Annotated in this window: 17 protein-coding genes; 13 read left to right on the top strand and 4 right to left on the bottom strand. The window is 50.6% G+C overall.

The features are described 5' to 3' along the window. Nucleotides 1-140: 140 nt before the first annotated feature. The 4 genes from AB8516_RS02145 (at nt 141) to AB8516_RS02130 (ending at nt 4,816) form a co-directional block, all read left to right on the top strand. Complete coding sequence (locus AB8516_RS02145; RefSeq protein ID WP_369157620.1) at nt 141-1,469, top strand: OmpP1/FadL family transporter; 1,329 nt, start codon at nt 141-143, stop codon at nt 1,467-1,469. A 399-nt stretch (nt 1,470-1,868) separates the two neighbouring features. Continuing rightward, the gene (locus AB8516_RS02140; protein WP_369157618.1) at nt 1,869-2,438 is read left to right on the top strand and encodes a YSC84-related protein; all 570 of its coding nucleotides are present in this window, start codon (nt 1,869-1,871) and stop codon (nt 2,436-2,438) included. A gap of 369 nt (nt 2,439-2,807) precedes the next feature. Further along, complete coding sequence (locus tag AB8516_RS02135) at nt 2,808-3,479, top strand: RNA polymerase sigma factor (RefSeq protein WP_369157616.1); 672 nt, start codon at nt 2,808-2,810, stop codon at nt 3,477-3,479. A 14-nt stretch (nt 3,480-3,493) separates the two neighbouring features. Continuing rightward, on the top strand, nt 3,494-4,816 hold the full coding sequence (locus tag AB8516_RS02130) for a hypothetical protein (protein WP_369157614.1): 1,323 nt from the start codon (nt 3,494-3,496) through the stop codon (nt 4,814-4,816). Between the two features lie 94 nt (nt 4,817-4,910). Here AB8516_RS02130 and AB8516_RS02125 read toward each other — a convergent pair whose 3' ends face one another. Beyond that, the gene (locus tag AB8516_RS02125; protein WP_369157612.1) at nt 4,911-6,881 is read right to left on the bottom strand and encodes an acetoacetate--CoA ligase; all 1,971 of its coding nucleotides are present in this window, start codon (nt 6,879-6,881) and stop codon (nt 4,911-4,913) included. Between the two features lie 191 nt (nt 6,882-7,072). Between AB8516_RS02125 and AB8516_RS02120 the strand changes: the two genes are divergently transcribed. From AB8516_RS02120 to AB8516_RS02095, 6 genes are all read left to right on the top strand, one after another. After that, a complete protein-coding gene (locus tag AB8516_RS02120) occupies nt 7,073-8,359 on the top strand; it encodes a pyridoxal phosphate-dependent aminotransferase (RefSeq protein WP_369157610.1) in 1,287 nt (428 codons plus the stop codon). Between the two features lie 412 nt (nt 8,360-8,771). Then, nucleotides 8,772-9,467: a response regulator gene (locus AB8516_RS02115; protein ID WP_369157608.1), complete on the top strand. Its 696-nt coding sequence runs from the start codon at nt 8,772-8,774 to the stop codon at nt 9,465-9,467. Between the two features lie 148 nt (nt 9,468-9,615). Then, complete coding sequence (locus AB8516_RS02110; protein ID WP_369157605.1) at nt 9,616-10,926, top strand: ATP-binding protein; 1,311 nt, start codon at nt 9,616-9,618, stop codon at nt 10,924-10,926. Nucleotides 10,927-11,094: 168 nt separating this feature from the next. Continuing rightward, nucleotides 11,095-11,469 (top strand): hypothetical protein, encoded by a 375-nt coding sequence (locus AB8516_RS02105; RefSeq protein ID WP_369157604.1) that lies wholly within the window; start codon nt 11,095-11,097, stop codon nt 11,467-11,469. A gap of 25 nt (nt 11,470-11,494) precedes the next feature. Next, a complete protein-coding gene (locus tag AB8516_RS02100) occupies nt 11,495-12,541 on the top strand; it encodes a hypothetical protein (RefSeq protein ID WP_369157601.1) in 1,047 nt (348 codons plus the stop codon). Between the two features lie 271 nt (nt 12,542-12,812). Continuing rightward, entirely contained in the window at nt 12,813-13,535 is a 723-nt protein-coding gene (locus tag AB8516_RS02095; protein ID WP_108289571.1) for a GDSL-type esterase/lipase family protein, read from the top strand. 15 nt (nt 13,536-13,550) lie between these two features. Here AB8516_RS02095 and AB8516_RS02090 read toward each other — a convergent pair whose 3' ends face one another. Beyond that, entirely contained in the window at nt 13,551-14,261 is a 711-nt protein-coding gene (locus AB8516_RS02090) for a hypothetical protein (RefSeq protein ID WP_369157599.1), read from the bottom strand. Nucleotides 14,262-14,479: 218 nt separating this feature from the next. Between AB8516_RS02090 and AB8516_RS02085 the strand changes: the two genes are divergently transcribed. From AB8516_RS02085 to AB8516_RS02075, 3 genes are all read left to right on the top strand, one after another. Then, nucleotides 14,480-15,163: a hypothetical protein gene (locus AB8516_RS02085; RefSeq protein ID WP_108289573.1), complete on the top strand. Its 684-nt coding sequence runs from the start codon at nt 14,480-14,482 to the stop codon at nt 15,161-15,163. Nucleotides 15,164-15,391: 228 nt separating this feature from the next. Beyond that, a complete protein-coding gene (locus tag AB8516_RS02080) occupies nt 15,392-16,720 on the top strand; it encodes an NTP/NDP exchange transporter (RefSeq protein ID WP_369157596.1) in 1,329 nt (442 codons plus the stop codon). Then, nucleotides 16,704-17,645: an aldo/keto reductase gene (locus AB8516_RS02075; RefSeq protein ID WP_369157594.1), complete on the top strand. Its 942-nt coding sequence runs from the start codon at nt 16,704-16,706 to the stop codon at nt 17,643-17,645. Before AB8516_RS02080 ends, AB8516_RS02075 begins: the two co-directional genes overlap by 17 nt. A 113-nt stretch (nt 17,646-17,758) precedes the next feature. Here the strand turns inward: AB8516_RS02075 and AB8516_RS02070 are convergent, their stop codons facing one another. Continuing rightward, nucleotides 17,759-18,787 carry a GGDEF domain-containing protein gene (locus tag AB8516_RS02070; protein WP_369157592.1) on the bottom strand — a complete coding sequence of 343 codons (1,029 nt, stop codon included), beginning with the start codon at nt 18,785-18,787 and terminating at the stop codon, nt 17,759-17,761. A 250-nt stretch (nt 18,788-19,037) separates the two neighbouring features. Beyond that, nucleotides 19,038-21,968: a proline dehydrogenase family protein gene (locus tag AB8516_RS02065; protein WP_369157590.1), complete on the bottom strand. Its 2,931-nt coding sequence runs from the start codon at nt 21,966-21,968 to the stop codon at nt 19,038-19,040. Nucleotides 21,969-22,065 lie beyond the last annotated feature (97 nt).

Here is a 22,065-nt window from a genome sequence, read left to right as displayed (position 1 = left end):
TAAAACAATTGTTACAAATTGATTTTCCAATATTCTTAAGTTCCACCAGTTTGTGGTTTTATAGTACTTAATACAATAATGTTACCTGCCTGAATCCTAGGGCACATAGTCACTATTCATATCTGTTGGGGAATTTCATTATGACAGTCGGTTTCTTATTGGGTAGGCGATCAACAGTAACTCACCGGCTGTCCCGCTTCATAGGGCTTGTACTAATCATCTCTGTGAGCCATACAGCCCACGCAACCAATGGTTATTCCCCCACCGGGTTCGGCACCACCAACAAGGGCATGGCGGGTGCCGGTGTTGCATTTCCCCAGGACACCCTCGCCGCCGCGACCAATCCTGCCGGCATGGTTCTGCTCGGTCACAGAACGGATCTGGGCATGGCCCTTTTCTCACCTTCCGACCGCGGCTTTACCGCCAATAACGACGCCCTTTCACCGATGCAGATTCCAGCCGGCGAATACACCAGTGAAAACGATATATTTCTTGTGCCTCATGTCGGATGGAACAGGCCCCTGGACGAACATAGCAGTATCGGTATCTCCGTCGGTGGCAACGGCGGCATGAATACCGAATACGATAGCGCGGTGTTCGGTAATTTCGGGGCTGCCTTCGGCATTCCCACCAGCTCACCGACAGGCGTGGATTTCGCCCAACTGTTTCTCGGTGTCACCTATGCCCGTAAGGTCAGTGATGGCCACTGGCTGGGTATCATGCCCATAGTCGCTGTGCAACGGTTCAAGGCGGAAGGTCTGGAACCGTTCGACAATCCCATGGCGACAACCGCAACGGGCAAGGTAACCAACAACGGTTATGATCAGTCATGGGGCTACGGTGTACGGATAGGCTGGCTGGGCAGGGTCAATGACAGGCTGTCACTGGGCGCCTCATACCAAAGCCGCCTCTATATGTCGGAATTTGACGACTACGAGGGCCTGTTTGCGGAACAGGGGGATTTCGATACCCCCTCAACCTGGGTCATTGGACTCTCTTATGTTGCCAGCCCAACGGTTACATTGGCGCTTGACTATCAATACATCAATTACGGTGAAGTGAGGTCTCTCGCGAATGGCAATGATGTCAACTTCTTCGCCAATCCCAGTCAGCGCCTTGGTTCGGATCAGGGCTTGGGGTTTGGTTGGGACGACATGGGAATCTGGAAATTCGGGGTACAGTGGGAATATGATCCTCAATGGACCTTTCGAGCAGGATATAGCCGTGCCGATGAGCTGTTTGAAGGCGGACAGGCGCTGTTCAATGTACTTGCACCGGCAACGATCCGTAACCACCTGAGCTTCGGCACCACTTTTTCCTTTAATAAAATGAATCAAATCAATCTGTCATTGACACGTGCACTGAATGAGAAGATCGAGGGAAGCAATCCGGTCTTCACACCTGGCCAGACAGGCTCGGTGGAAATGGAACAGTGGGAACTGGAACTAAGTTGGGCACATCATTTCTGAGCTCAATCGTATTTATTATCAATTCCTATATTCTCGTCAAGACACAATATCCATGTATATGGAGCTTTGACTACTTGTAACAGACCATGCTCATGACAAACCTTGTTGCAACAAAGTGGTTTAAAAAATAGGTACTAACTGATAAAGCCGTTCCGCGTAATAATCAAGGCGGCCCTAGTTATCGCCATACACCCGATCGAAGCAAAAAGTTTACAAAATAAGACACATTTTATTAACCGCTTATATTTTTTCTATATTTATAACCTTATGATCAAAAGCGTGGCCTAATTGAGGTAAAATGGAGGGAATATAAAACTTCTCCCCATCTATAATATCTATGGTTGATAGTATGCCTATCAGCAGATCATTCCCACACCGCTGACTGGAGGGTAAACAATAATGAATATTAGAATCACATCCATTTATTCGATTACTGTCTTGTTTCTTCTCTCGGTGGTGAATGCCTGGGCCGATGAATATCAGGAGACAGTTGATGTCTTTAATGCCGCCAGTGAAAGTGGATGGTTCTTCGACAACCACCAGGGCTATGCTGTTTTTCCCACCGTTGGAAAGGCAGGGATCGGCATTGGCGGCGCCTTCGGCAAGGGGCGTGTTTACGAGAACGGCGTACACATCGGCGATACCAAGGTCACCCAGGTAACAATCGGCCTGCAACTCGGCGGACAGGCCTACAGCATGATTATTTTTTTCCAGGACAAGCGGGCACTGGATGAGTTTACCAGCGGCAACTTCGAATTCGGCGCGCAGGCTACCGCTGTCGCGATCACCGCGGGCGCCTCAGCCGCTGCGACGACCACAGGAAGCTCTGTCGGCGCAAGTGGCGGTCAGCATGATGCCATCACCTCAGGTAAATATCACAAAGGCATGGCCACCTTTACCGTCGCCAAGGGCGGCTTGATGTATGAGGCGAGCATCGGCGGCCAGAAATTCAGCTACACGGCGAAGTAGCTGACACGGAAAGTATCCAGGTTTTACTAAGGTAGCGCAAACCGATCACAGCACAGTCAATCCAGCGAAGGCAGGATTCCAGTCAGTCATTGAAAGATTGGCGCAGGATTTCTCGTCGGTGCCTCGCTGCGCCAGGAATGGTGAATCAATCAGAGCTTCACCCGATCAATTCCCTCCTCTCACATAGTGGATATTGTCTTCCTGTATGGCGGGATATGTTTGTCAGTTAAATCATAAATCCCCACTATCTCGGCTTGCGCGCGAATACCCTTGGTGTTGCATACCCCATGCTCAGATCATTTGAAATTTAGTGGGAACCTATCAATAACCAGATGCCTCTTTAAGGTTATGAAAGACGACAAACCAAAAATGAGGGAAAATCTTCGGTTATTTGAGGCACTCAGCGACAGTGAGGTCATTGCCCGTATTCTTGATGGCGATCATCCATTGTATGAGTTGATTATGAGGCGCTACAACCGCAGGTTGTTTCGCTTGGCATATGGCATTCTGACGGACGATTCACTGGCGCAAGATGCGGTCCAGGAGGCTTATGTCAGTGCATTTCAGCATTTGCATCAGTTTCATGGCCCCGATGGCTTCGCTACATGGCTGATGCGTATCGCATCCCGTATTGCGTTTCGAATTGCCCGCAAAGAGTCGGGGCTGCATGCCGTCTCTCTACCGATTGATGCTGTCAGTTTGACCGCCGATGAAACCATCGAGCCTGAAATGACAGCGATGAACGATGAAATGGTGCGAATGCTGGAAAAAGCGGTGGACAGCCTGCCCCGGGATTTTCGCCTGGTGCTGATGTTGCGTGAGTTTGAAGGCTTGAGTACCGATGAAACCGCCAAGGCACTGGACTTGAATCCAGCAACCGTAAAAACACGACTGCACAGGGCTAAATCGATTCTACGCAGCAAATATAAATATCGTTTGGAAGAGATCAGTGCTCTCGCCTATCCATTTGCAGGCGCCCGTTGCGATGCGATTGTCTATCGCGTGTTCCTGCTTCTTAAACAATCCATCAACCTGCCGTGATGGGAGAACAAATCATGAAATGTCGCAATCTACTGATTAGTATACAACTGCTTGCTCTGACATTAACGTTTGCATTACCCACCTCTGCGCAGGCTGCAAACCGACACTTCCATGATGCGGGTCTTTTTTTCGATGTTTTATCCTCTGTATCGAAGGGAAGACAGACATTCAGACACGATACATTCGGTGATGAATCGTTTTGGACAGAGCGGTTAAGATTGCATGAAGCCATTGCCGGTGAGTCATTGGGAGGGGTGGGTCCCGGTGTCGATCCGACGACTGCCCTGGCCGTGGGGTTGAAAGTCGACATCAAAGCCCTGCCAAAAAAACTGCAACGCGCATTGAAACAGGGCAAGGTGGATCTGACCGATCCCGCAACAACACTCGCCCTGCTCGAACTCGATGCAGTGGTGGGTTTAAAGGGGAAGCTAGATGAAGCCGGCAGGTTGGAATCAGTGGGCATCACCTGTGCGCTTTGCCACAGTACGGTAGATGATTCTTTCGCCGGTGGTATCGGTCGTCGATTGGATGGTTGGGCCAACCGTGATCTCGACCCAGGATTGATTATCGCCCTTGCGCCGGATCTCTCGCCGTTCACTGAACTGTTGAATGTCGATGAGCAAACGGTCAGAAGCGTACTCATGAGCTGGGGAGCGGGAAAATTTGATGCTTCCCTGCTGCTCGACGGCAAGGCTTTTCAGCCGGACGGCAGGTCAGGGGCTGTTCTGATTCCTCCTGCATTCGGCCTGGCAGGCATCAATCTGCATACCTGGACCGGTTGGGGGTCGATCACTCACTGGAATGCCCTTGTTGCGACTCTGGAGATGGGCGGCCAAGGTACACTCTATGATCCACGTCTCGATGACTTCGATAAATTCCCGGTAGCCGCGGCCAATGGATTTGGCGATACCAGACCTGAAGTTGATCGGGTAACACCGAAACTGGCTGTACTGCAACAGTATCAACTTGCGCTCAAAGCACCTAAGCCACCCCGCCGGAGTTATGATAACGAGGCGGCCAAACGGGGAAAGCTGGTATTCGAGAATCAGGCTGATTGCGCACGCTGCCATGTACCTCCACTGTTTAGCGAACCAGGCTGGAATCTACATTTCCCGGATGAAATCGGCATTGATGATTTCCAGGCCCGGCGTGGTCCCGAGGATGGTTACCGAACGGCACCTCTCAAGGGGTTGTGGACTCATAGCAAGGGAGGCTATTACCATGATGGCCGATTCGCCACACTGATGGATGTTGTCGATCACTATGATAGCCACTTTGGCCTATCTCTCAGTGCCAATGCCAAATCCGACCTGGTCGAATATCTGAAGTCTCTATAGGCGCCTGTATCAATACGGATAATCTATCTACAGCGGCAGGTATATGATATCTGCCGCATCGGCGGCCCTCCCTGTTCTGTTCCGATCCGCACCTTCATGAAACAGCCAACTCAGGCAGGTTACGATATTGTACTAAGACATCGGGATTAATCAGCGACTCCGTATTGGCAACCGCTCTTCCCTCGATGGTATCCCGAACGGCGATTTCAGACACTTTTCCATTGCGCGTCCTCGGAACATCGGTCACCTGGATCACCTTTGAAGGCACATGCCTAGGACTGGCGTTTATCCGTAGGGTGTCATTTATCTGTTGGCGTAGTTCATCATTCAAATCCAGTTCCTGTTGCAGGACCACGAACAGCACCACGCGCACGTCATCATCCCACTGTTGTCCCACGCAGACACACTCCTTCACCTGTGGCAGCCGTTCCACTTGACGGTAGATCTCGGCAGTGCCGATACGTACACCACCCGGATTGAGCACCGTATCGGACCGACCCTCTATGATCAGTCCGCCCTGCCCGGTTATGCGTGTCCAGTCTCCATGGTTCCAGACACCTGCAAAACGCTCGAAATAGGCAGCACGATAACGGCGCCCGTCACTGTCGTTCCAAAAGCCGACCGGCATGCTGGGAAAGGGCCTTTTACAGACCATCTCACCCGGCTGATCGTTGAGACTCGTTCCTTCAGCATCGTACACATCCACCGCCATCCCCAGACCACGACACTGCAGTTGGCCGCGATACACCGGCAGCATGGGATTTCCCAAAGCGAAACAGGAGATGATATCGGTACCTCCCGAGATGGAACTGATCTGTACTCCCGGTTTGATCGCCTGGTGAATATAGTCGAAGGCCTCGGGTGGCAGTGGCGAACCGGTGGAGAGCAGCGTGCGCAACTCAGACAAAGGCAGGTTGTGCTTCACCGTCACATCCGCTTTCTGCTGAGCCGAGATATATTTGGCGCTGGTACCGAATACGGTAATCCCTATATCATCCGCCACACGCCATAAACGATCGGGCATCGGGTACATGGGATTACCGTCGTAAAGTATCAGAGTGGCGCCGGAAGCAAGACCCGAGACCAACCAGTTCCACATCATCCAGCCACAGGTAGTGAAGTAGAACAGACGATCCTCGCGACGGATATCCGTATGCAGTCGATGCTCTTTCAGATGTTGCAACAACGTGCCGCCGGCTCCATGCACGATACATTTCGGTTTTCCGGTGGTGCCTGAAGAGAACAGGATTGCCAGCGGATGATCGAAAGGCAGCTGGGCGAAGGGTGGCAAAGGGAAATCGTTATCCAATGCACTGTCCCAGTGGATCGCATCTTCGATTTCACCTGTCCCCTGCCAGGACACGAACAGACAGTGCTCACAGCCAGGCAGCCCCGCCCTAACCCGATTGATCTTATCGCGAATATCGATGGATCGACCTTTGTAGCGATAACCATCTGCGACTATGAGCAGCTTGGGTTCGATCTGTCCAAATCGATCGACAATCCCTTCACTACCGAAGTCCGGTGAGCAGGATGACCACACGGCACCCAGCCAGGATGTGGCTAACATACCTATTACCGCATGTGGAATGTTCGGCAGGATGGCGGCAACCCGGTCACCCGGTTTTATACCCAGTTGACGAAGTGCCGCGGCAAGCCGGGCGCTGGCGTGATAGAGCTCAGTATATTGCAAGTTACCACCGTCACCGTCCTCTTCCTCGCCAATACAGATCAATGCAGGATGATCATCCCTGAAACGCAGCAGATTCTCCGCGAAATTGAGTCTTGCACCTGTAAACCAGCGAGCCCCCGGCATCTGGTTACCATCTTGCAGTAGCTCGTCCCACTCTCGACTGGCAACAATAGCGCAAAAGCGCCACAAGGCGCCCCAGAAAGTGGCGGGGTCAGTGACAGACCACTCCCAGAGTTGACCATACTCAGTAAATTCCCGCCCCTGCTGCTCCCCTGCCTGGCGCATGAAGAGTGCCATCTGGCTCTGTTCCATCAGCTTTTTGGAAGGTATCCATACCGGGTGAGGGGGCTGTTCTGTATCGATTTTGCACATGGCAATGCTCTCTTGCCGGTTTTATGAAACTAATAACACTCATCAAACGAGTGATCGGTTGTTTTCAGGATGACCGATTCATCAGACATCCTAAACACTATTACGATCGTATTAACAATATGGATGATCCGGATAGGCATCTGTGATCACCGCTATTATGTGTAGAGAACAACCAATACAAGGGTCAGTTTATGTCTGTCAATCAACCTCGTTCCCCTGAGGTCTATCTCAATTTAAATATCAGGGGTATGGGAGAATCCGCAACCCTGGCGATCAATGAGCGGTCGCGTCAACTCATGGCTTCAGGGCGTGATGTCTATCGACTGGGATTGGGACAGTCCCCTTTTCCCGTACCGGGACATGTGCGCGAGAGCCTCGCGAGAAACGCCCATCAGAAAGACTACTTGCCGGTCAAGGGACTCCCCGCGCTTCGTGAGGCAATAGTAGACTGGGTGAAACGCACCGAGGGTCTTGACTACGCTGTCGACAATATCGTGGTGGGTCCCGGTACCAAGGAACTGATGTTTCTGGTTCAATTGGTCTATTACGGTGACCTGGTAATCCCTTCGCCATCCTGGGTCTCCTATGCGCCACAGGCACGTATCATCGGCCGGCAGATCCATTGGCTTCGTACACGCCCGGAAACAGGATTAGGGGTGGAGCCCGAAATCCTGGAAGAATTGTGTCGACAAGATCCGGATCGTCCGCGTCTTTTGATTCTCAACTCGCCCAGTAATCCCACCGGTCTCTGTTACACTGAGGAACGACTCAAAGCCTTGGCGGATGTATTACGAAAGTACCGCGTGCTTGCCCTCTCCGATGAGATCTATAGCGGTACGCATTTCAAGGGTAGTCATCGCTCTCTGGCACGCTACTACCCGGAAGGCACCATCATCAGCAATGGTTTAAGCAAATGGTGCGGTGCCGGTGGTTGGCGACTGGGTTTCTTCGTCTTTCCCCACGGTCTCAACTGGCTGGCGGATGCAGTGGCCGCTGTTGCCAGTGAAACATTCACCTCCACCAGTGCACCCATACAGTATGCTGCGATTACCGCCATGGAGGATCATCCCGAGATGGCGGTCTATCTGAATCAATGCAGAGCGATTCTCTCCACGCTGTCTGATTATGCCTACAGGACGCTATCGGATACCGGTGCAGCGCTCCACCCATCCTCAGGTGGTTTTTACCTCTTTCCCCGCTTTGATGCCTATCGTCAGCAACTGGCCATCCGCGGCGTCATGGACAGCCTGAGTTTTTGCGACCGGTTGCTGCTTGAGCAGGGTGTGGCGCTGTTGCCAGGCGCCTGTTTTGGACGCCATACAAAGGAACTCTCCACGCGCATCGCTGTAGTGGATTTCAATGGGTCACATGCCCTGGAAATGGCCGAAACCGAAACGATAGATGATGAATTCATTCGCCGATATTGCGGCCGGGTTACAACCGCAGTGGAACACCTTGTAGACTGGTTGAAGGGATAAATCCAAACAGTCAGTCTGTGTGTTATTTCATACTGGTCTTTGGTTTCGGTATAACGCCATTCGCTTTTACATAATGCTATGCCAACAGTAGGCCGAAATTATTACCTGCTGTCCAGGATTTTCACAGGTCCTTGGATTTGAGTTACAAACTGTATAATTGTTTACCACTCATTCCACTCTTTATCGCTGGCGATTTCAGTACGTCCGTATATGCTTGGTTGGTAAACTTGAAGCCCCTATCAATATAAAATATATTCGGAACACCAAAGCAACTGAGAACCTCCACAAATCAACCCACTCAGAAGTTACTCTTTTTGCATGATGGTAGAGAGCCAGATTGACGGCAGGCTATGCAGCGGCTCACACCGACAGATGTTAAGTTTGAAATCTAACAACCGAAAAGTAATTTAAAATGACCAGTAATCACTCAATTGTTTTGATTGAAGACGATATGGAACTCAACCGGATGATGTCCGAATTCCTGCGCGACGAAGGCTATCTGGTCAAATCGGTCTTTAATGGCGATGAGGCGGTCAACGCCATCACCACCGAAGTCCCGGACCTGGTAATCCTCGACCTCATGTTGCCTGGTATTGATGGTATTGAAATCTGCAGGCGTATCCGCAAAGAGTTCTTTAATCCCATTATCATGCTGACGGCAAAAGATGATGATATGGTCGAGGTGGCATCCCTCCAACAGGGCGTCGATAACTATTTAAAAAAACCAATCAGGCCCCATGTATTGTTGGCGCATGTCCAGGCGGCATTACGCCGAAGCTCTGCTTCACCGGTGCATATGGACTCATCCAGCTTGGTTGTACAGGATATCAGAGTGGACCGTGATTCTCTTCGAGTGATGCAAGGTGAGGAACAGATGGATCTGACCACTGGTGAGTTCGAACTACTGGTGGTGTTGATGGAGAATGCCGGCACTCCTGTCAGTCGGGACAAGTTATTCAAGATGACTAGGGGTATCGAATACGATGGTCTGGATCGTTCTATCGATTTACGTATCTCAACCCTGCGCAGGAAGCTGAAAGACGAAAGTCCGCCCTATCGCTACATCAAGACAATACGCGGTAAGGGGTACCTGATGTCAAGAAAATAAACTCTGTTCGGTCTCTCTATGTAACAGGTAGTTTTAATTCCTCGATGCTTACGGTTTCATACAAAAGCGATAAACAACATGACTATCATATTTTACATGTGCTGTTCATACTTGTATGGGCAGTTTGACTCAGGATAGCTGAACGCCAATGCGCTTGTTTTTTCTCAAAACCTACCTTGCGGTCATTCTTTTCTCCATAGTGATGTTTTTTGTCATGATATTTGTGATATTCAGGCCGGTTTTACTGAAAAGCAACTGGATTGACTTCAAACAGGAAGTGATTGTGGACCACCAACTACTTATGCTCAAGTTGGAACAGACACCGCAAGGTCAATGGCATCGGGCAGTTTCCGACTATCAGCCTGTGTTCGATTTGGTCATGGAGTTGGTCGGCCGTGAATTGCTTAATAGCGCTGAGCGAAAGGCACTCTTAGGTGAAGGCCCAAGACAATACCTTTGTGATATCTCGACAGATATCTGGTACAGTCTATTCGCCCTGCCCAACAACGACAGTGTATTGAAGATCTCCGAGACAGACACACCACCATTCAGCGATATCAACACAGATGAGGCCATATGGTTGGTCCTACCGCTCTTACTCATATCATTGTCGCAGGCATTCGGTACAATTCTGATTATTCGTTCGGTATCGAAACCTGTCAATGAACTATCTGAGGCAGCGGGCTTTTTCGGGAAGGGAGAATTAGGCGCCAGAATAGACAAACCCCGCCCACCGGTAGAGCTACTGGCGAAAAGTTTTAATAGCATGGCCGACCAGCTGGAAGGCAAGATTCATGAACAGCAGCTCATGATCGGTGCTATTCCGCACGAATTGCGCACACCTCTGAGCCGTATCCGTTTTGCCCTTGATCTGTCACGCAATAAGCACACGATTGAAGCCCTGCAGCAACAAATCGAGCAGTTCGATGCCTATGTGGACGAGCTGGATTGCGCCGTTGAGGATGTGCTGGAGTATACCCGCCTGCAAGGCAAAAAGGCATCGATCGATGAAGCGATTGATCTGTGTGCGCTGGCAAATTCCGTTGCCGAGTGCTATCAGGACAAGGTTATCAAAATCGACGTTACTTGTCAGAGGGGGACACAGGGTTATGGAAATGAAGGCTTGATTAGACGAGCCCTGCATAACCTGATACAGAATGCTGTGCATTTTACCGAGACCGGGATCGCAGTTCGTGTCTTGGTGAAGCAGAATGATATCGTGATCCAGGTAGAGGATGACGGGTCGGGCATTCCGGCTGAAAAGCTGGAAGATATCTTCCTGGTTTTTTCCCGCATCGATAAGAGCCGGAGCCGCGAGACCGGCGGTATTGGATTGGGGCTTGCATTCGTGCAGCTGATAATGCGGCAGCACAATGGCGTAGCGGTTGCCAGGAACATCGAGTCAGGTGGTTTATGCGTTGAATTGCGTTGGCCTGGCGTCTCCGGAAAAGTCCGGTAACCCATACTTTTATATATTTTCCCGTTCTATAGGCACTGCCCAACCCGTCTCACCAAAGATACGCAGTCTCTACAAATCCTTACATAAGCAGACCCTCTTGCGACAGACATATATGCACAGGCGATGGATACTGTCAGCATCGATTAACACGATAAAAGAGGATTTGCCATGTTACTCAATCCCAAAATAATAGTTGCAGCTTCAATAACGCTCTTGTTGAGTGGATGCGGAACGACCAGTAGTCAATACCACCCAATCGTGGATGGCGACAAGAATTCTAATTATGAAGTCGATCTGGTTGCCTGCAGCAACCTCTCCCAGAAAAGGAGGTTCACCAACGATGACGTTAAATCGGAAGCCTTACTGGGTGCAGCAATAGGTGCTCTGGTTGGCGCTATTGATGAAGGTTCGGAAGGTGCAGTTGGCGGTGCAATAGTCGGTGGCATGCTGGGTGCCGGCGAACGGGCATGGGAAACCCGGGAGGAGCGCAAGTTGATCGTTGTCGAATGCATGAAGCAGCGCGGCCACCGGGTGGTCGGTTAGATTGTAATTTTGAGTGGAGATAGTCATGTTTACGATTAAAGCGGTTATGTTGGCATGTTTTACCGCATTGCCGCTGCTGACCGGCTGTAATGGCGACTCGAATGGGAGCAAGGTTGCGGAATTCGTGTCACTGAATCAACCGGCTAATTATGAATATGGCAGTGTGACTGTCGATGGGGCAAGCACGACACTAGCCTATAGCGGCCTGTTGTTGATCCAACTTGAACCACAGCAGGAGTACCAGGCCTTGGGGCTGGCAGCCTTTGGCGAAGATAACCAGTCACCTATCCTTACCATGTCGACGGAAGACGGTTTTCTACCTGATTTTGAGTGGGTTCTTGTGAACCTGCCGGATGCCGAAAATGGCTACTACTGCGATCAAATCAGCAGTGTGAAGACAGCTTCGACAGTCATTGAAGATGCAGTGGTCTTCTCCGCCACCGGGCGGAACTGTGTCGGTACAGGAGAAAACACAGGACGGCTAAAGGACATCCACATGAAACTCACCCAATCCATGATTTCTGGAGGAACCAGCCGTGTTGAGATCGATGGGGAGAGGGCCTATCTCGATACGGAGTTCCAACTCGGTGAAAATCTACGCCTGTCAGGGGGATTGGGCACCCGGGCCTACAATCAGATTTTCGATCTGGTATCTGACCACCCGGAGGTAACGACAATCGTAGAAGGGACAATCTCAGGTTCGATTCACGACGACATCAACATGCAGACAGGCAGACTCATCAGAAAGTCGGGGTTGTCCACCCACCTGGAAAGTACCAGCGATATCGCCTCAGGCGCTGTCGATCTGTTTTGCTCAGGCAATCAACGCACCATGGAAGAAGGCGCAACGTTCGGGGTACATTCCTGGTCTGACTTTGAAAACGGTATCGAAGCGGTAGATCTCCCGGCTGACAGCCCATTGCATAATGCCCAGATCACCTATTTCAATGAAATGCTGAGCGAACCTGTTGGGAAGGATTTTTACTTTTTCACGATTTATGCCGCTCCTGCCGACGATATCTACCTTATGAGCAGGGCTGAGATAGAGTCGTTCGGCATTTTAACAGAATAGTAGAACCGCCATCGATACCCGACCGGCGGGCAGAGAGGCCCGCCTATTCAAACCTCATGCTGAAAGATTGCTGACGGCACACTATTTACTGTAAATATTTATCGGAAGGAGAAGTAGAATAAAGATATTAAAATACAACAATAATAATCTCTTGAAGATATGTTCGAAAGATGAAAAACTCATAATCTGCTGTCTATTTAATACCAGCCGTGTAGTGCATACTGCATATCATTAATTTCGAAATTAAATTACAGGAAAGTTGATCTATCCCATGAAACTTCCCATTCCTTTGTCTTTGGTGCTTTTTGTATTTTCGATCACAATATACCCAGGTCCGGTTTTGTCGGATAAGACAAGCGATCAGTCTGGTTCGCAACAGATCGTAATGATAGGCGCATCCTATTTGCAAGGTTGGCCATTAAGTGAAGTGGCATGTCTCCCGGTTGTCAATAAAGGTATATCCGGTGAGACCTCAACTCAGGTTCGCGGGCGCTTTGAAGCCGATGCCATCTCCAACAATCCTGCAGCGGTCATTATCTGGGGCCATATCAATGATTTCTCGAATGCGCCAATGGAACTGGAAGCGCAGACACGCCAAACAGCAATTGAGAATCTGAAATACATGATAGACCGCACTAAAGAAGCGGGAATCATACCGATAATCGCAACTGAGGTAACTTTCGGTATGCCGTCAGACATAAAAACTTCTGTCATGCAGTTTATCGGAAAAATATTGGGAAAACGAAGTTTTCAGGATTACATCAGTTCGAATGTCTTAGCGGTCAATGAATGGATCAGAAACTATGCGAACGAGCATGGAGTCAGTGTCTTGGAGATTGAGCGGTTGATGACCAATTCAGAAGGAAACCGTAAGGAAGGCTATTACACCGAGGATTTGTCACACATCACTAAATTGGCATATCGGGACTTGCAAGTCTTTGCTCAACCGTTTTTACAGCAGGCGCTTATCGAAAAGCATGGCTTGTGCAATTAGACAGTATACTCTGATTCAAAACTCGATATCCCCTCCCACCCTGATGTTGCCGGGCAACCGCTTGATTCGCGTACCCGCCAGGTAGAGATCACCACCCACCTGAAGATCCTTGGGCAGTTTTTTGATATCAACGGCCCGAAGATCAAGCCATTCGCCCACGCTAAGCCCTTTGGGAAGGCGCTTTATTGAAGTCCCGACCAGGTTCAACCAGCCGCCGATCTTCAGGCCATTCGGCAACTCCTTGACGGGTGTCGCGGACAGATCCAATCCTCCACCCAGTTTGAGATTTGCGGGAAGTCCGGTCAGCTCAGAATTGCCCAGATACAGATCCCCACCCACGCTGAGATTATTAGGTAAGCTTTCTATCAGAGTACCGGAGAGCTCCAGATCTCCCGGTACCACCAAGCCCTTGGGCAGCTTCATGATTCTGCTTGCCCGCAGATCGAGTCCGGCGCCGAGTCTGATGCCTTTAGGCAGCGTATGAATCCTTGTGCTGAACAGACTGAGGTCACCATCGACACGAAGCCTGGGAGGCAACTCCTCGATCATCGTATCCGACATATCAAGGTTTCCGGCGACATGCAGACGCTTGGGCAAGCGGACATTATGACTCCCTGAAAGGTCCAGATTACCATGAACAAACAGCGTCTTAGGTAACTTGATATCCTGGGCTTTGTGAAGATCGAGATCACCTTCGAACCGCTTGCCTATTTGTGAATCGCTCACTGGTTTGTTTATACCTGCCATAATTCGACTGGATTGTTAAATTTTATCCATCGCACCGGCAACCGGAATATCAATTCTGATAGAATCTCAATTCCAAGTTGAAATATTGCTGATTGTTGGCCACAAGCTTAAAACGAGATTATCTCTGTCATGCAGTGACATTGTAACTGGACCCACCTAATTCTGGAATCGCAGATGGAGCACAAGGGGAAAGGAGATTGAAAATCACGATTTTTCTGATCATCGTCGCTGTTATTCTCGTTGCCGCCTGGTATTTCGAGAACCACCGCCGTGACGCACTTGCGAAAGCGGCCCAACGCATCGGTCTCACGCTTGATCCCGGTCAACAGAGACTGCCCCAATTCGTTGATGACGCTGATTTCTATCTTTTCAGCCAGGGACAGCCACTGATTCAGAACATGATGCGAGGCGGACGTATCGGAGACCGTCTTTTGGTTTTCAACTACACCTTCGAAGCCACTCAGGGGTTTGAAGGCAGGCGAGAAATCCCCAGTTTGACTGACGAGGGTGTAATACTGACACATATGCAAACAGTGGTTGCCTTCCACGAAATCACTCCCCTGCCACACTTCGATCTGAGTCCGAATGACAGGTCTAAACGCACGCTGAATACAGACTTCAGAACAGTGGCTTTTGATGAGGCCCCGAACTTTACTCAAAACTACCGTCTGGCCGCCCGTGAAGAGGCAAAAGTGCGATCGTTATTCAATAATGACCTGCTGACCCATTTCGCCAACAATCCCGGCTGGGTGGTTGAGAGTCGGGGCGATCGAGTGATCTTTTACCAGAAAGACAGGCGAGTTGACCCTGAACTGATAACAGAATTCATCGATCAGGCCCACTCCCTGCTAGACCGTTTGCGTAGTCAAAAGAGCCGGTAAGCAGATCCACCCTGTAAACTTCCGCATAATATCAGCCCGACAACTTAATAGATTGCCGGTTTAATCGCTCTGCAGGGTGCGGTGTTGTCATACAGAAGGATTTGTATGGCGTAAACTTTTACTAAATTACCCATAATTCAGGTAGTGCGCAGTTCACAAAGCACGGCAGAACAGCATTTTAACGGCTATCTCCCGGACCATCACCATAAGGATTGACAACTGTAAACTATGATGATCAGACGCTTCGCCATTCACAATTATGTAAAAAACATGGTCAATATCAACCCGGGTGAATATGGTGCGGTGATCTGGTCCTTTGTCTATTTTTTCTCGTTGCTCAGCAGTTACTACATACTGCGCCCGATCCGCGACGAGATGGGAGTGATAGCGGGGGTAGATAAATTGCAATGGCTGTTTACAGCCACCTTTATCGTCATGCTGCTGGCAGTGCCACTGTTTGGTTATGTGACATCACATCTGCAACGCAAATCATTTCTACCCTACATCTACTATTTTTTTATCGTCAATATTCTGCTCTTCTATCTGCTTTTCGAATCCGGATTTTCACAGATCCTTACTGCCCGGATCTTTTTCGTCTGGTTGAGTGTCTTTAATCTGTTTGTTGTCTCGGTCTTCTGGAGCTTTATGACCGATCTGTTCAATAATGAACAGGCAAGACGGCTGTTTGCCGTAATCGCCACAGGAGGAACTATCGGCGCGATTACGGGACCACTCTTGACAACCTTCCTGGTTCAATCTGTCGGCAATGCATCAATGCTGTTGATATCGGCCGGACTGCTTGGTCTATCTATCATCAGCATTTATCGGCTGATCGCCTGGCAACGTACCCGGCATGAGGTCAATGAACCTCATCGACTCGATGACAAGCCGCTGGGAGGAGCAATCCTGGACGGTATACGCCTTGCCCTCACCTCCCCCTACTTGCTGGGAATCTGCCTGTTGATGCTTTTGTTTACACTGCTCTCTACTTTCCTCTATTTTCAACAGGCACAGATCGTCAAAGATGCATTTTCCGACTCGGAAACGCGCACATCTGTTTTTGCTGCGATCGATCTCAGCGTGAATCTGCTTACTCTATTGTTGCAGACCTTTGTGACATCACGCCTGGTGAAGGGAGTTGGCCTGGGTATTACATTGGCTTTGATCCCTCTGCTACTTGCTTTCGGCTTTGTATTGTTGGGATTCTATCCGGCACTACCAGTATTGATCGCTGTTCAAGTAATGAGGCGGGCGGGAAATTACGCCATTATGCGACCGGCCCGCGAGATGCTATATGTAGTCCTTAGTCGGGAAGAGAAATATAAGGCAAAGAATTTTATCGATACCGTAGTCTATCGCGGCGGGGATGCCGTCAGCTCCTGGGTCTATGCAGGTCTTAAATCGGTCGGCTTCACGCTCTCCGGCATCGCCTGGATCGCCGTACCGATCTCCCTGTTTTGGGCATGGATTGCATACAGACTGGGACGGCGGCAAACTATCATGGCGAATGGACTGCATGCTACTTCTGCAGGAGGACGCTATGAACGGATCGGATAAGCCGATTGGACGCAGGGCACTGCTCAAAATGATGGCCGCTATGGCCGGCAGCTGTTGGCTCACTCCCAGCTTGATTCAGGCTGTAGAACGAACAGCAATCAAAAAAACGATACCCGCCAGCAATGAGAGATTACCCGTCATTGGAATGGGCACCTCACGCACCTTTGATTCTGCCGGAAACAGTGAAAAGATAGCCAAGCTCGGCAAGGTATTGGAGCAGTTTTTTAAAATGGGAGGATCACTGATCGATTCATCCCCTATGTACGGCTCCGCTGAACATGTACTCGGTACCTTGTTAAAACGTACTCAACCGGGATCACTGTTTGCCGCCACCAAGGTCTGGACAGACGGAAAAGAGCATGGTGTCACTCAGATGGAACTCTCGAGGAAGCTGTGGGGCGTCGAACGTTTCGATCTCATACAGATTCACAATCTGAGAGACTGGCGAGTACACCTTGAGACACTGAAGAGGATGAAAACGGAGGGTAAGATCCGATATGTCGGCATTACGACATCTCATGGCCGTGATCATGATGAGTTGTATCGGGCTCTCTCGAACAATCCTTTCGACTTTGTTCAACTGAGTTACAATATCAGAGACCGGGCAGTAGAAAACAGGCTGTTACCCTTGGCGATGGACAGGGGGATTGCTGTGATCGCAAATCGTCCCTTTGCGCGAGGCAGCCTGTTCAGACGGGTGAAAGAGGAACCGCTGCCGGAATGGGTGGATGAATTCGACTGCAACAGTTGGGCGCAGTTCTTCCTTAAATATATCGTCTCCCATCCAGCCATCACTTGTGCCATACCTGCAACCTCAAAGGTACACCATGTCCTTGACAATATGAGCGCAGGTTTTGGAAAGATGCCTGATAGCGCGATGCGCGGAGAGATGGAAAGAACCTTTGAGAAAATATCTCAAGCCTGACCTTTCAGGATGTTGTTAATTACGACCCTGAAAACAAACCATTCAGATGCCGGTTAGGGCCTGTTAACAGGCCCTAATACATATTGATTTGAATCCTTTGAAAGGGATTCAAATCAATCCGCCAGCGTCACCCGATTTCTGCCCAGCGATTTAGAGCGATAGAGCGCCTGATCACAGCGGTTGAGAAAATCTTCGCAGGACTCCCCCATACGGAATGCGGCCACACCGATCGATGCCGAAATGCCACCGACGACACTCCCGGTATTCGGTCGTTTGAGTACGATCTTCTCGATAACGGTACGGAAATGCTCGGCCAGGTTCCGCGCATTGTTGGAACCTATATCCGGCAGCAGGATGGCGAACTCATCACCGCCAAAACGCGCACAGGCGTCTTTTCCCTTGGTATGACGATTTAACAACTCCGCCACTGCGCGCAGCACCTTATCTCCCAGCAGATGGCCATGGTTATCGTTAACCTCCTTGAATTTATCAATGTCTATGAGCACCAGACAGAAATTGGCAGTATGTTGCTGGTCTATCTCACTGATCATCGAGGCGAGTGTCTGATCGAATCCACGTCGATTCATCACCCCCGTCAGCGGATCCAGCATCGCTTCCTGCCTGGCATAACTCAGCTCCTCCTTGAGTTTCTCAACCTCGTCAGTTGAATTGAGCAGTTGTGTCTCAAACTGATTCGTCTCGGTAACCAGTGAGCGGGTCTCAGATATGATCGAAGAAACCGCCTGCATGACGCTTTCAATCCTGTTACTTTCCGCCAAGGTATCGATATGCGTTTTAATCTTTTCATTGGTTATCGAAGTCTTACCGGTCAGATCGATCATGGTCCCCAAGGTATGGGCGACGATATCCATCAGTTCCTCTCTCAGATCCCTCAACACCGCTTCATCACAATTGCAGACATAGTGTCTGAACAGCTTCCCTACAGTTTCTTCCTGCCAACCCTTATCACTCTTCAGCAGCTCGTCCAAGCGTGCGTTCAGAGCGGGATCCTCACCGAGGACATAGTGGTATGCAATGCTGAAATTGACAGGATTGATAATTAGCTCATGTTTCGCCAGAAAGGCGACTGTCAGACGGAAGATCTCACCAGCTTTTTCTTGAGATTTTGGGTATGCGCCCATTGTTCTTCTCTCAGGCTTTTTTTCCATATCGACTTCAATCAATTATCTTTTTTAGTTACCTTTAAGAGGCTCTCAGCCAAAAAACCTTAATTTTACCGGGTTTAATTTTCACATCAGGTAAGGCCTGGACAATTAACTGGCAATTGGAAATCCTGTGGTCATTTAGTTGTTTTGATTTCACACATAATTATATACACAGCGTATCGTTAATTCTCGCAAATATTAGCTAATATGCATTGCAAAACCCGGATTAATCTCCAATAGTCGGATTAACGGGGGCGAAACCTCTCCGCAATGTGTTTTCGGTTACATTTTTGGCCTGCAGAAATTGCAGCAGATAGTCGGGACCACCCGCCTTGAAACCCATCCCACTCAACTTGAAACCACCGAAAGGCTGTCGGTGGACCATGGCGCGAGTAATTTTGCGATTGATATAGAGATTTCCCACAGCAAACTCCCGCTTTGCCTGTACCAAATGGGATGGCAGACGGGAATAGACCCCTCCGGTTAGCGCATAGGCGGTGCTGTTTGCAATGCGCAGGGCGTCCTGGAAATCTGTCGCGCGCATCACCGCCAACACCGGCCCGAATATCTCCTCTTGCGCCAACGGCGACTCCTCTTCCACATCGGTGAAGATAACCGGTGCCAGATAGTGGGCCTGATTCGATTTCGAGGCTCCGATGTAGTGTAGGTGCGCCGTGATCCTGGCCTCCTCGATACGTTGCTGAATGCGCTGTTTTGCCTCGGTACTGATTACCGGGCCGATCCTGTTGCGAGGCTCCGCTGGATCACCGACAGAGAGACTGCGTGTCGCCTCAGTCAGACGGGATACGAATCTGTCATGGATCGAGTCCAGGCATATCACCCTGGAACAGGCACTGCATTTCTGCCCCTGATATCCAAAGGCGGAGTCGATAACTCCTGCAACCGCATCGTCGAGATCGGCATCCGCATCGATAATGATCGCATTCTTGCCACCCATCTCGGCAATCAGGCGCTTGACATGACGCTGCCCCTCTATGGATTGTGACATCAGATGATGGAGATGCAGACCCACCTCCCTTGAGCCGGTAAAGGCGACAAAATGGGTGCGTGGGTCGCGTACCAGTGCTTCACCTATCTCAGCCCCACTCCCCGGGAGACAGGTCACAACGCCCTCGGGGAGTCCTATTTGCTGTAGCAGCCGACAAAAGTGCCAGGCAACCACAGGCGTCTGTGACGCGGGTTTGAGAATCACACAATTACCACAGGCTATGGCGGCCGATAACATGCCGACGGGGATCGCCAATGGAAAATTCCAGGGTGGAAGCACCACACCAATACCCATGGGTTGGTAGGTAAGCCAATTCTCCTCCCCCGGCAGGGATGAGTTTTGTCCCCTGTCGAGGGCTCGCGCACGTTCCGCATAGTAGTGAAGAAAGTCGATCGCCTCCGCCACATCCGCATCCGCCTCTGTCCACCCCTTACCCGCTTCTTTCACCTCCCATGCGGCAAACCGGTCACGCTGACCGGCCAATGCACCGGCAATACGATCCAGGTAGTCCGCCCGTTCGCTGAAACACCTCGCCCGCCAGTCGCTGCAGGCCGACTGGGCCTGCCTAATCGCCATTTCAGCATCATCCGCACCGGCACTGACAACCCTGCCGATCAGTTGCGTCGTATCGGCGGGATTGGTGGATTCGATGACATGCTCCTCCAAAGCAATGTGGCCCGATAACATCAGCGGGTAGGTTTTACCCAGCTCGCTCTCCACCGCCTCGAGTGCAGAAACAAAATCCTCGCGCTCTGAAAATTGAGTGAATCGATGCAACGGCTGATTGGTAAATCCTTGCAGGGTCGGCGATTCCTCCGCATCGCCTGTCTGGGGAGGCTGTAATATCCGGGTGATGTCCAGTTTCGGCATCAGGGGTAGAATCGATTGATCCGAAGAGTTCTCCAGCAGGCGCCTTACCAGATAGGCAATACCCTGCAGTAACTCGCCAAACGGTAGATAATGGCGCAAAGTCAACTCTCGATCGGTTATCAGGGGTTCCAATGCACCTGACATTCCATGCAGCATTTGAAACTCGTACTCGTCCCGACCTCTACCCGTCTTCTCTGCCAGTGCTATGGCACAGGCAATGCTACGCAGGTTATGAGTAGCCACTGCCGGCCTGATCAGCGGCGATTCAAAAAGCCGGACCAGGGAGCGTTCAAAGCAGGCATCGGTTTCACCTTTGGTGGGCCAAACAGGTACCGGCCATCCCTGCTGCCTTGCAACCACGGTTTCCATATCCCAGTAGGCGCCACGCACCAAACGCACCATAATGGGCGTGCCCCTGAGTTCGACCCATGATAAGAGCTCGTCCAGGTCACTATCTGCATCACGCAGATAGGCCTGGATGGCTATCCCCATCCCTTTCCATTGGCGCAACGACTCCTCCATGGCCAACCGTTTGAACAGTTGCAGGATGATCGCCTTAAAGTCGTACTGCTCCATATCGAGGGTGAGCGTGAGTCCCGCTGTCATGGCGGCATGGCAGATCGGTCTCAAACGCTCGGCCAATTGAATGATACTGCCTTCACTGTCAACGGCCGAGATCTGTGAATAGAGAGAAGAGACCTTTATCGAGAGGTTCAAGTCAGTGTCCCAACCAGAGGCTTTACTACCTTCGGAAGCCCTGGCAATCAAGTCGAGATAGGCCTGTTGATAGCCCAGGGCTTCCGCCTCACTCACAGTCGCTTCACCCAGCATATCCAGACTTGCGCGAATCCCTCTTCCATGCAGCTTTGCCACACAATCCAGTATGCCGTCAGCGTCTTCGGCGGCGATAAAACGCTGCGCTACCCGCCGTACGGCAGTGCGGATGACCGGTGCCAGCATTGTCGGTAGTGCCGGAGATGTGCTGCGCCTGATCCCCCAGGCCAGCAGCGGCGGCAGGCGACGACCTTCGAGTACTGAGAAATATTCCCTGAAATGGTTCACAAGCTGTGCGTCGTCAGTCAGCACCGGTACGGTGTCGACGAAGCGAAGACCTTGCAGGCGAAACTGATCGTCAGCCAACAATTGGGCAAGCAATCGATCGATCCATCCTCGAGGGTGGGTATCGGACCTCGACTGCATCTCGGCCCACATCTGGTGACCAATGGTTTGAATACGCTCTTCCAGCTCCCTCACCCGAACCCCCTGTTGAAAAATCATTCAACCGCCTGATAAATACAATAGAAGAAATAATCGGAGCGGGTAAGCTGTTGTGCCACGTATCAATAACTCGCCTATCGAGCCATTGTTAACCAAT

Source organism: Candidatus Thiodiazotropha sp. LNASS1, from assembly GCF_964212655.1.
In the GTDB taxonomy this organism is placed as follows: domain Bacteria; phylum Pseudomonadota; class Gammaproteobacteria; order Chromatiales; family Chromatiaceae; genus Thiodiazotropha.
The sequence above is the reverse complement of the archived record's forward strand: the minus strand, read 5'-3'. Positions and strand labels throughout refer to the sequence as shown.

Excerpts from the sequence above, each read along its gene's own strand:
- AB8516_RS02110 (WP_369157605.1), top strand. The coding sequence starts at position 9,616 with ATGCGCTTGTTTTTTCTCAAAACCTACCTTGCGGTCATTCTTTTCTCC.
- AB8516_RS02145 (WP_369157620.1), top strand. The coding sequence starts at position 141 with ATGACAGTCGGTTTCTTATTGGGTAGGCGATCAACAGTAACTCACCGG.
- AB8516_RS02120 (WP_369157610.1), top strand. The coding sequence starts at position 7,073 with ATGTCTGTCAATCAACCTCGTTCCCCTGAGGTCTATCTCAATTTAAAT.
- AB8516_RS02105 (WP_369157604.1), top strand. The coding sequence starts at position 11,095 with ATGTTACTCAATCCCAAAATAATAGTTGCAGCTTCAATAACGCTCTTG.
- AB8516_RS02100 (WP_369157601.1), top strand. The coding sequence starts at position 11,495 with ATGTTTACGATTAAAGCGGTTATGTTGGCATGTTTTACCGCATTGCCG.
- AB8516_RS02115 (WP_369157608.1), top strand. The coding sequence starts at position 8,772 with ATGACCAGTAATCACTCAATTGTTTTGATTGAAGACGATATGGAACTC.
- AB8516_RS02070 (WP_369157592.1), bottom strand. The coding sequence starts at position 18,787 with ATGGGCGCATACCCAAAATCTCAAGAAAAAGCTGGTGAGATCTTCCGT.
- AB8516_RS02140 (WP_369157618.1), top strand. The coding sequence starts at position 1,869 with ATGAATATTAGAATCACATCCATTTATTCGATTACTGTCTTGTTTCTT.
- AB8516_RS02075 (WP_369157594.1), top strand. The coding sequence starts at position 16,704 with ATGAACGGATCGGATAAGCCGATTGGACGCAGGGCACTGCTCAAAATG.
- AB8516_RS02125 (WP_369157612.1), bottom strand. The coding sequence starts at position 6,881 with ATGTGCAAAATCGATACAGAACAGCCCCCTCACCCGGTATGGATACCT.
- AB8516_RS02130 (WP_369157614.1), top strand. The coding sequence starts at position 3,494 with ATGAAATGTCGCAATCTACTGATTAGTATACAACTGCTTGCTCTGACA.
- AB8516_RS02065 (WP_369157590.1), bottom strand. The coding sequence starts at position 21,968 with ATGATTTTTCAACAGGGGGTTCGGGTGAGGGAGCTGGAAGAGCGTATT.
- AB8516_RS02135 (WP_369157616.1), top strand. The coding sequence starts at position 2,808 with ATGAGGGAAAATCTTCGGTTATTTGAGGCACTCAGCGACAGTGAGGTC.
- AB8516_RS02095 (WP_108289571.1), top strand. The coding sequence starts at position 12,813 with ATGAAACTTCCCATTCCTTTGTCTTTGGTGCTTTTTGTATTTTCGATC.
- AB8516_RS02080 (WP_369157596.1), top strand. The coding sequence starts at position 15,392 with ATGATGATCAGACGCTTCGCCATTCACAATTATGTAAAAAACATGGTC.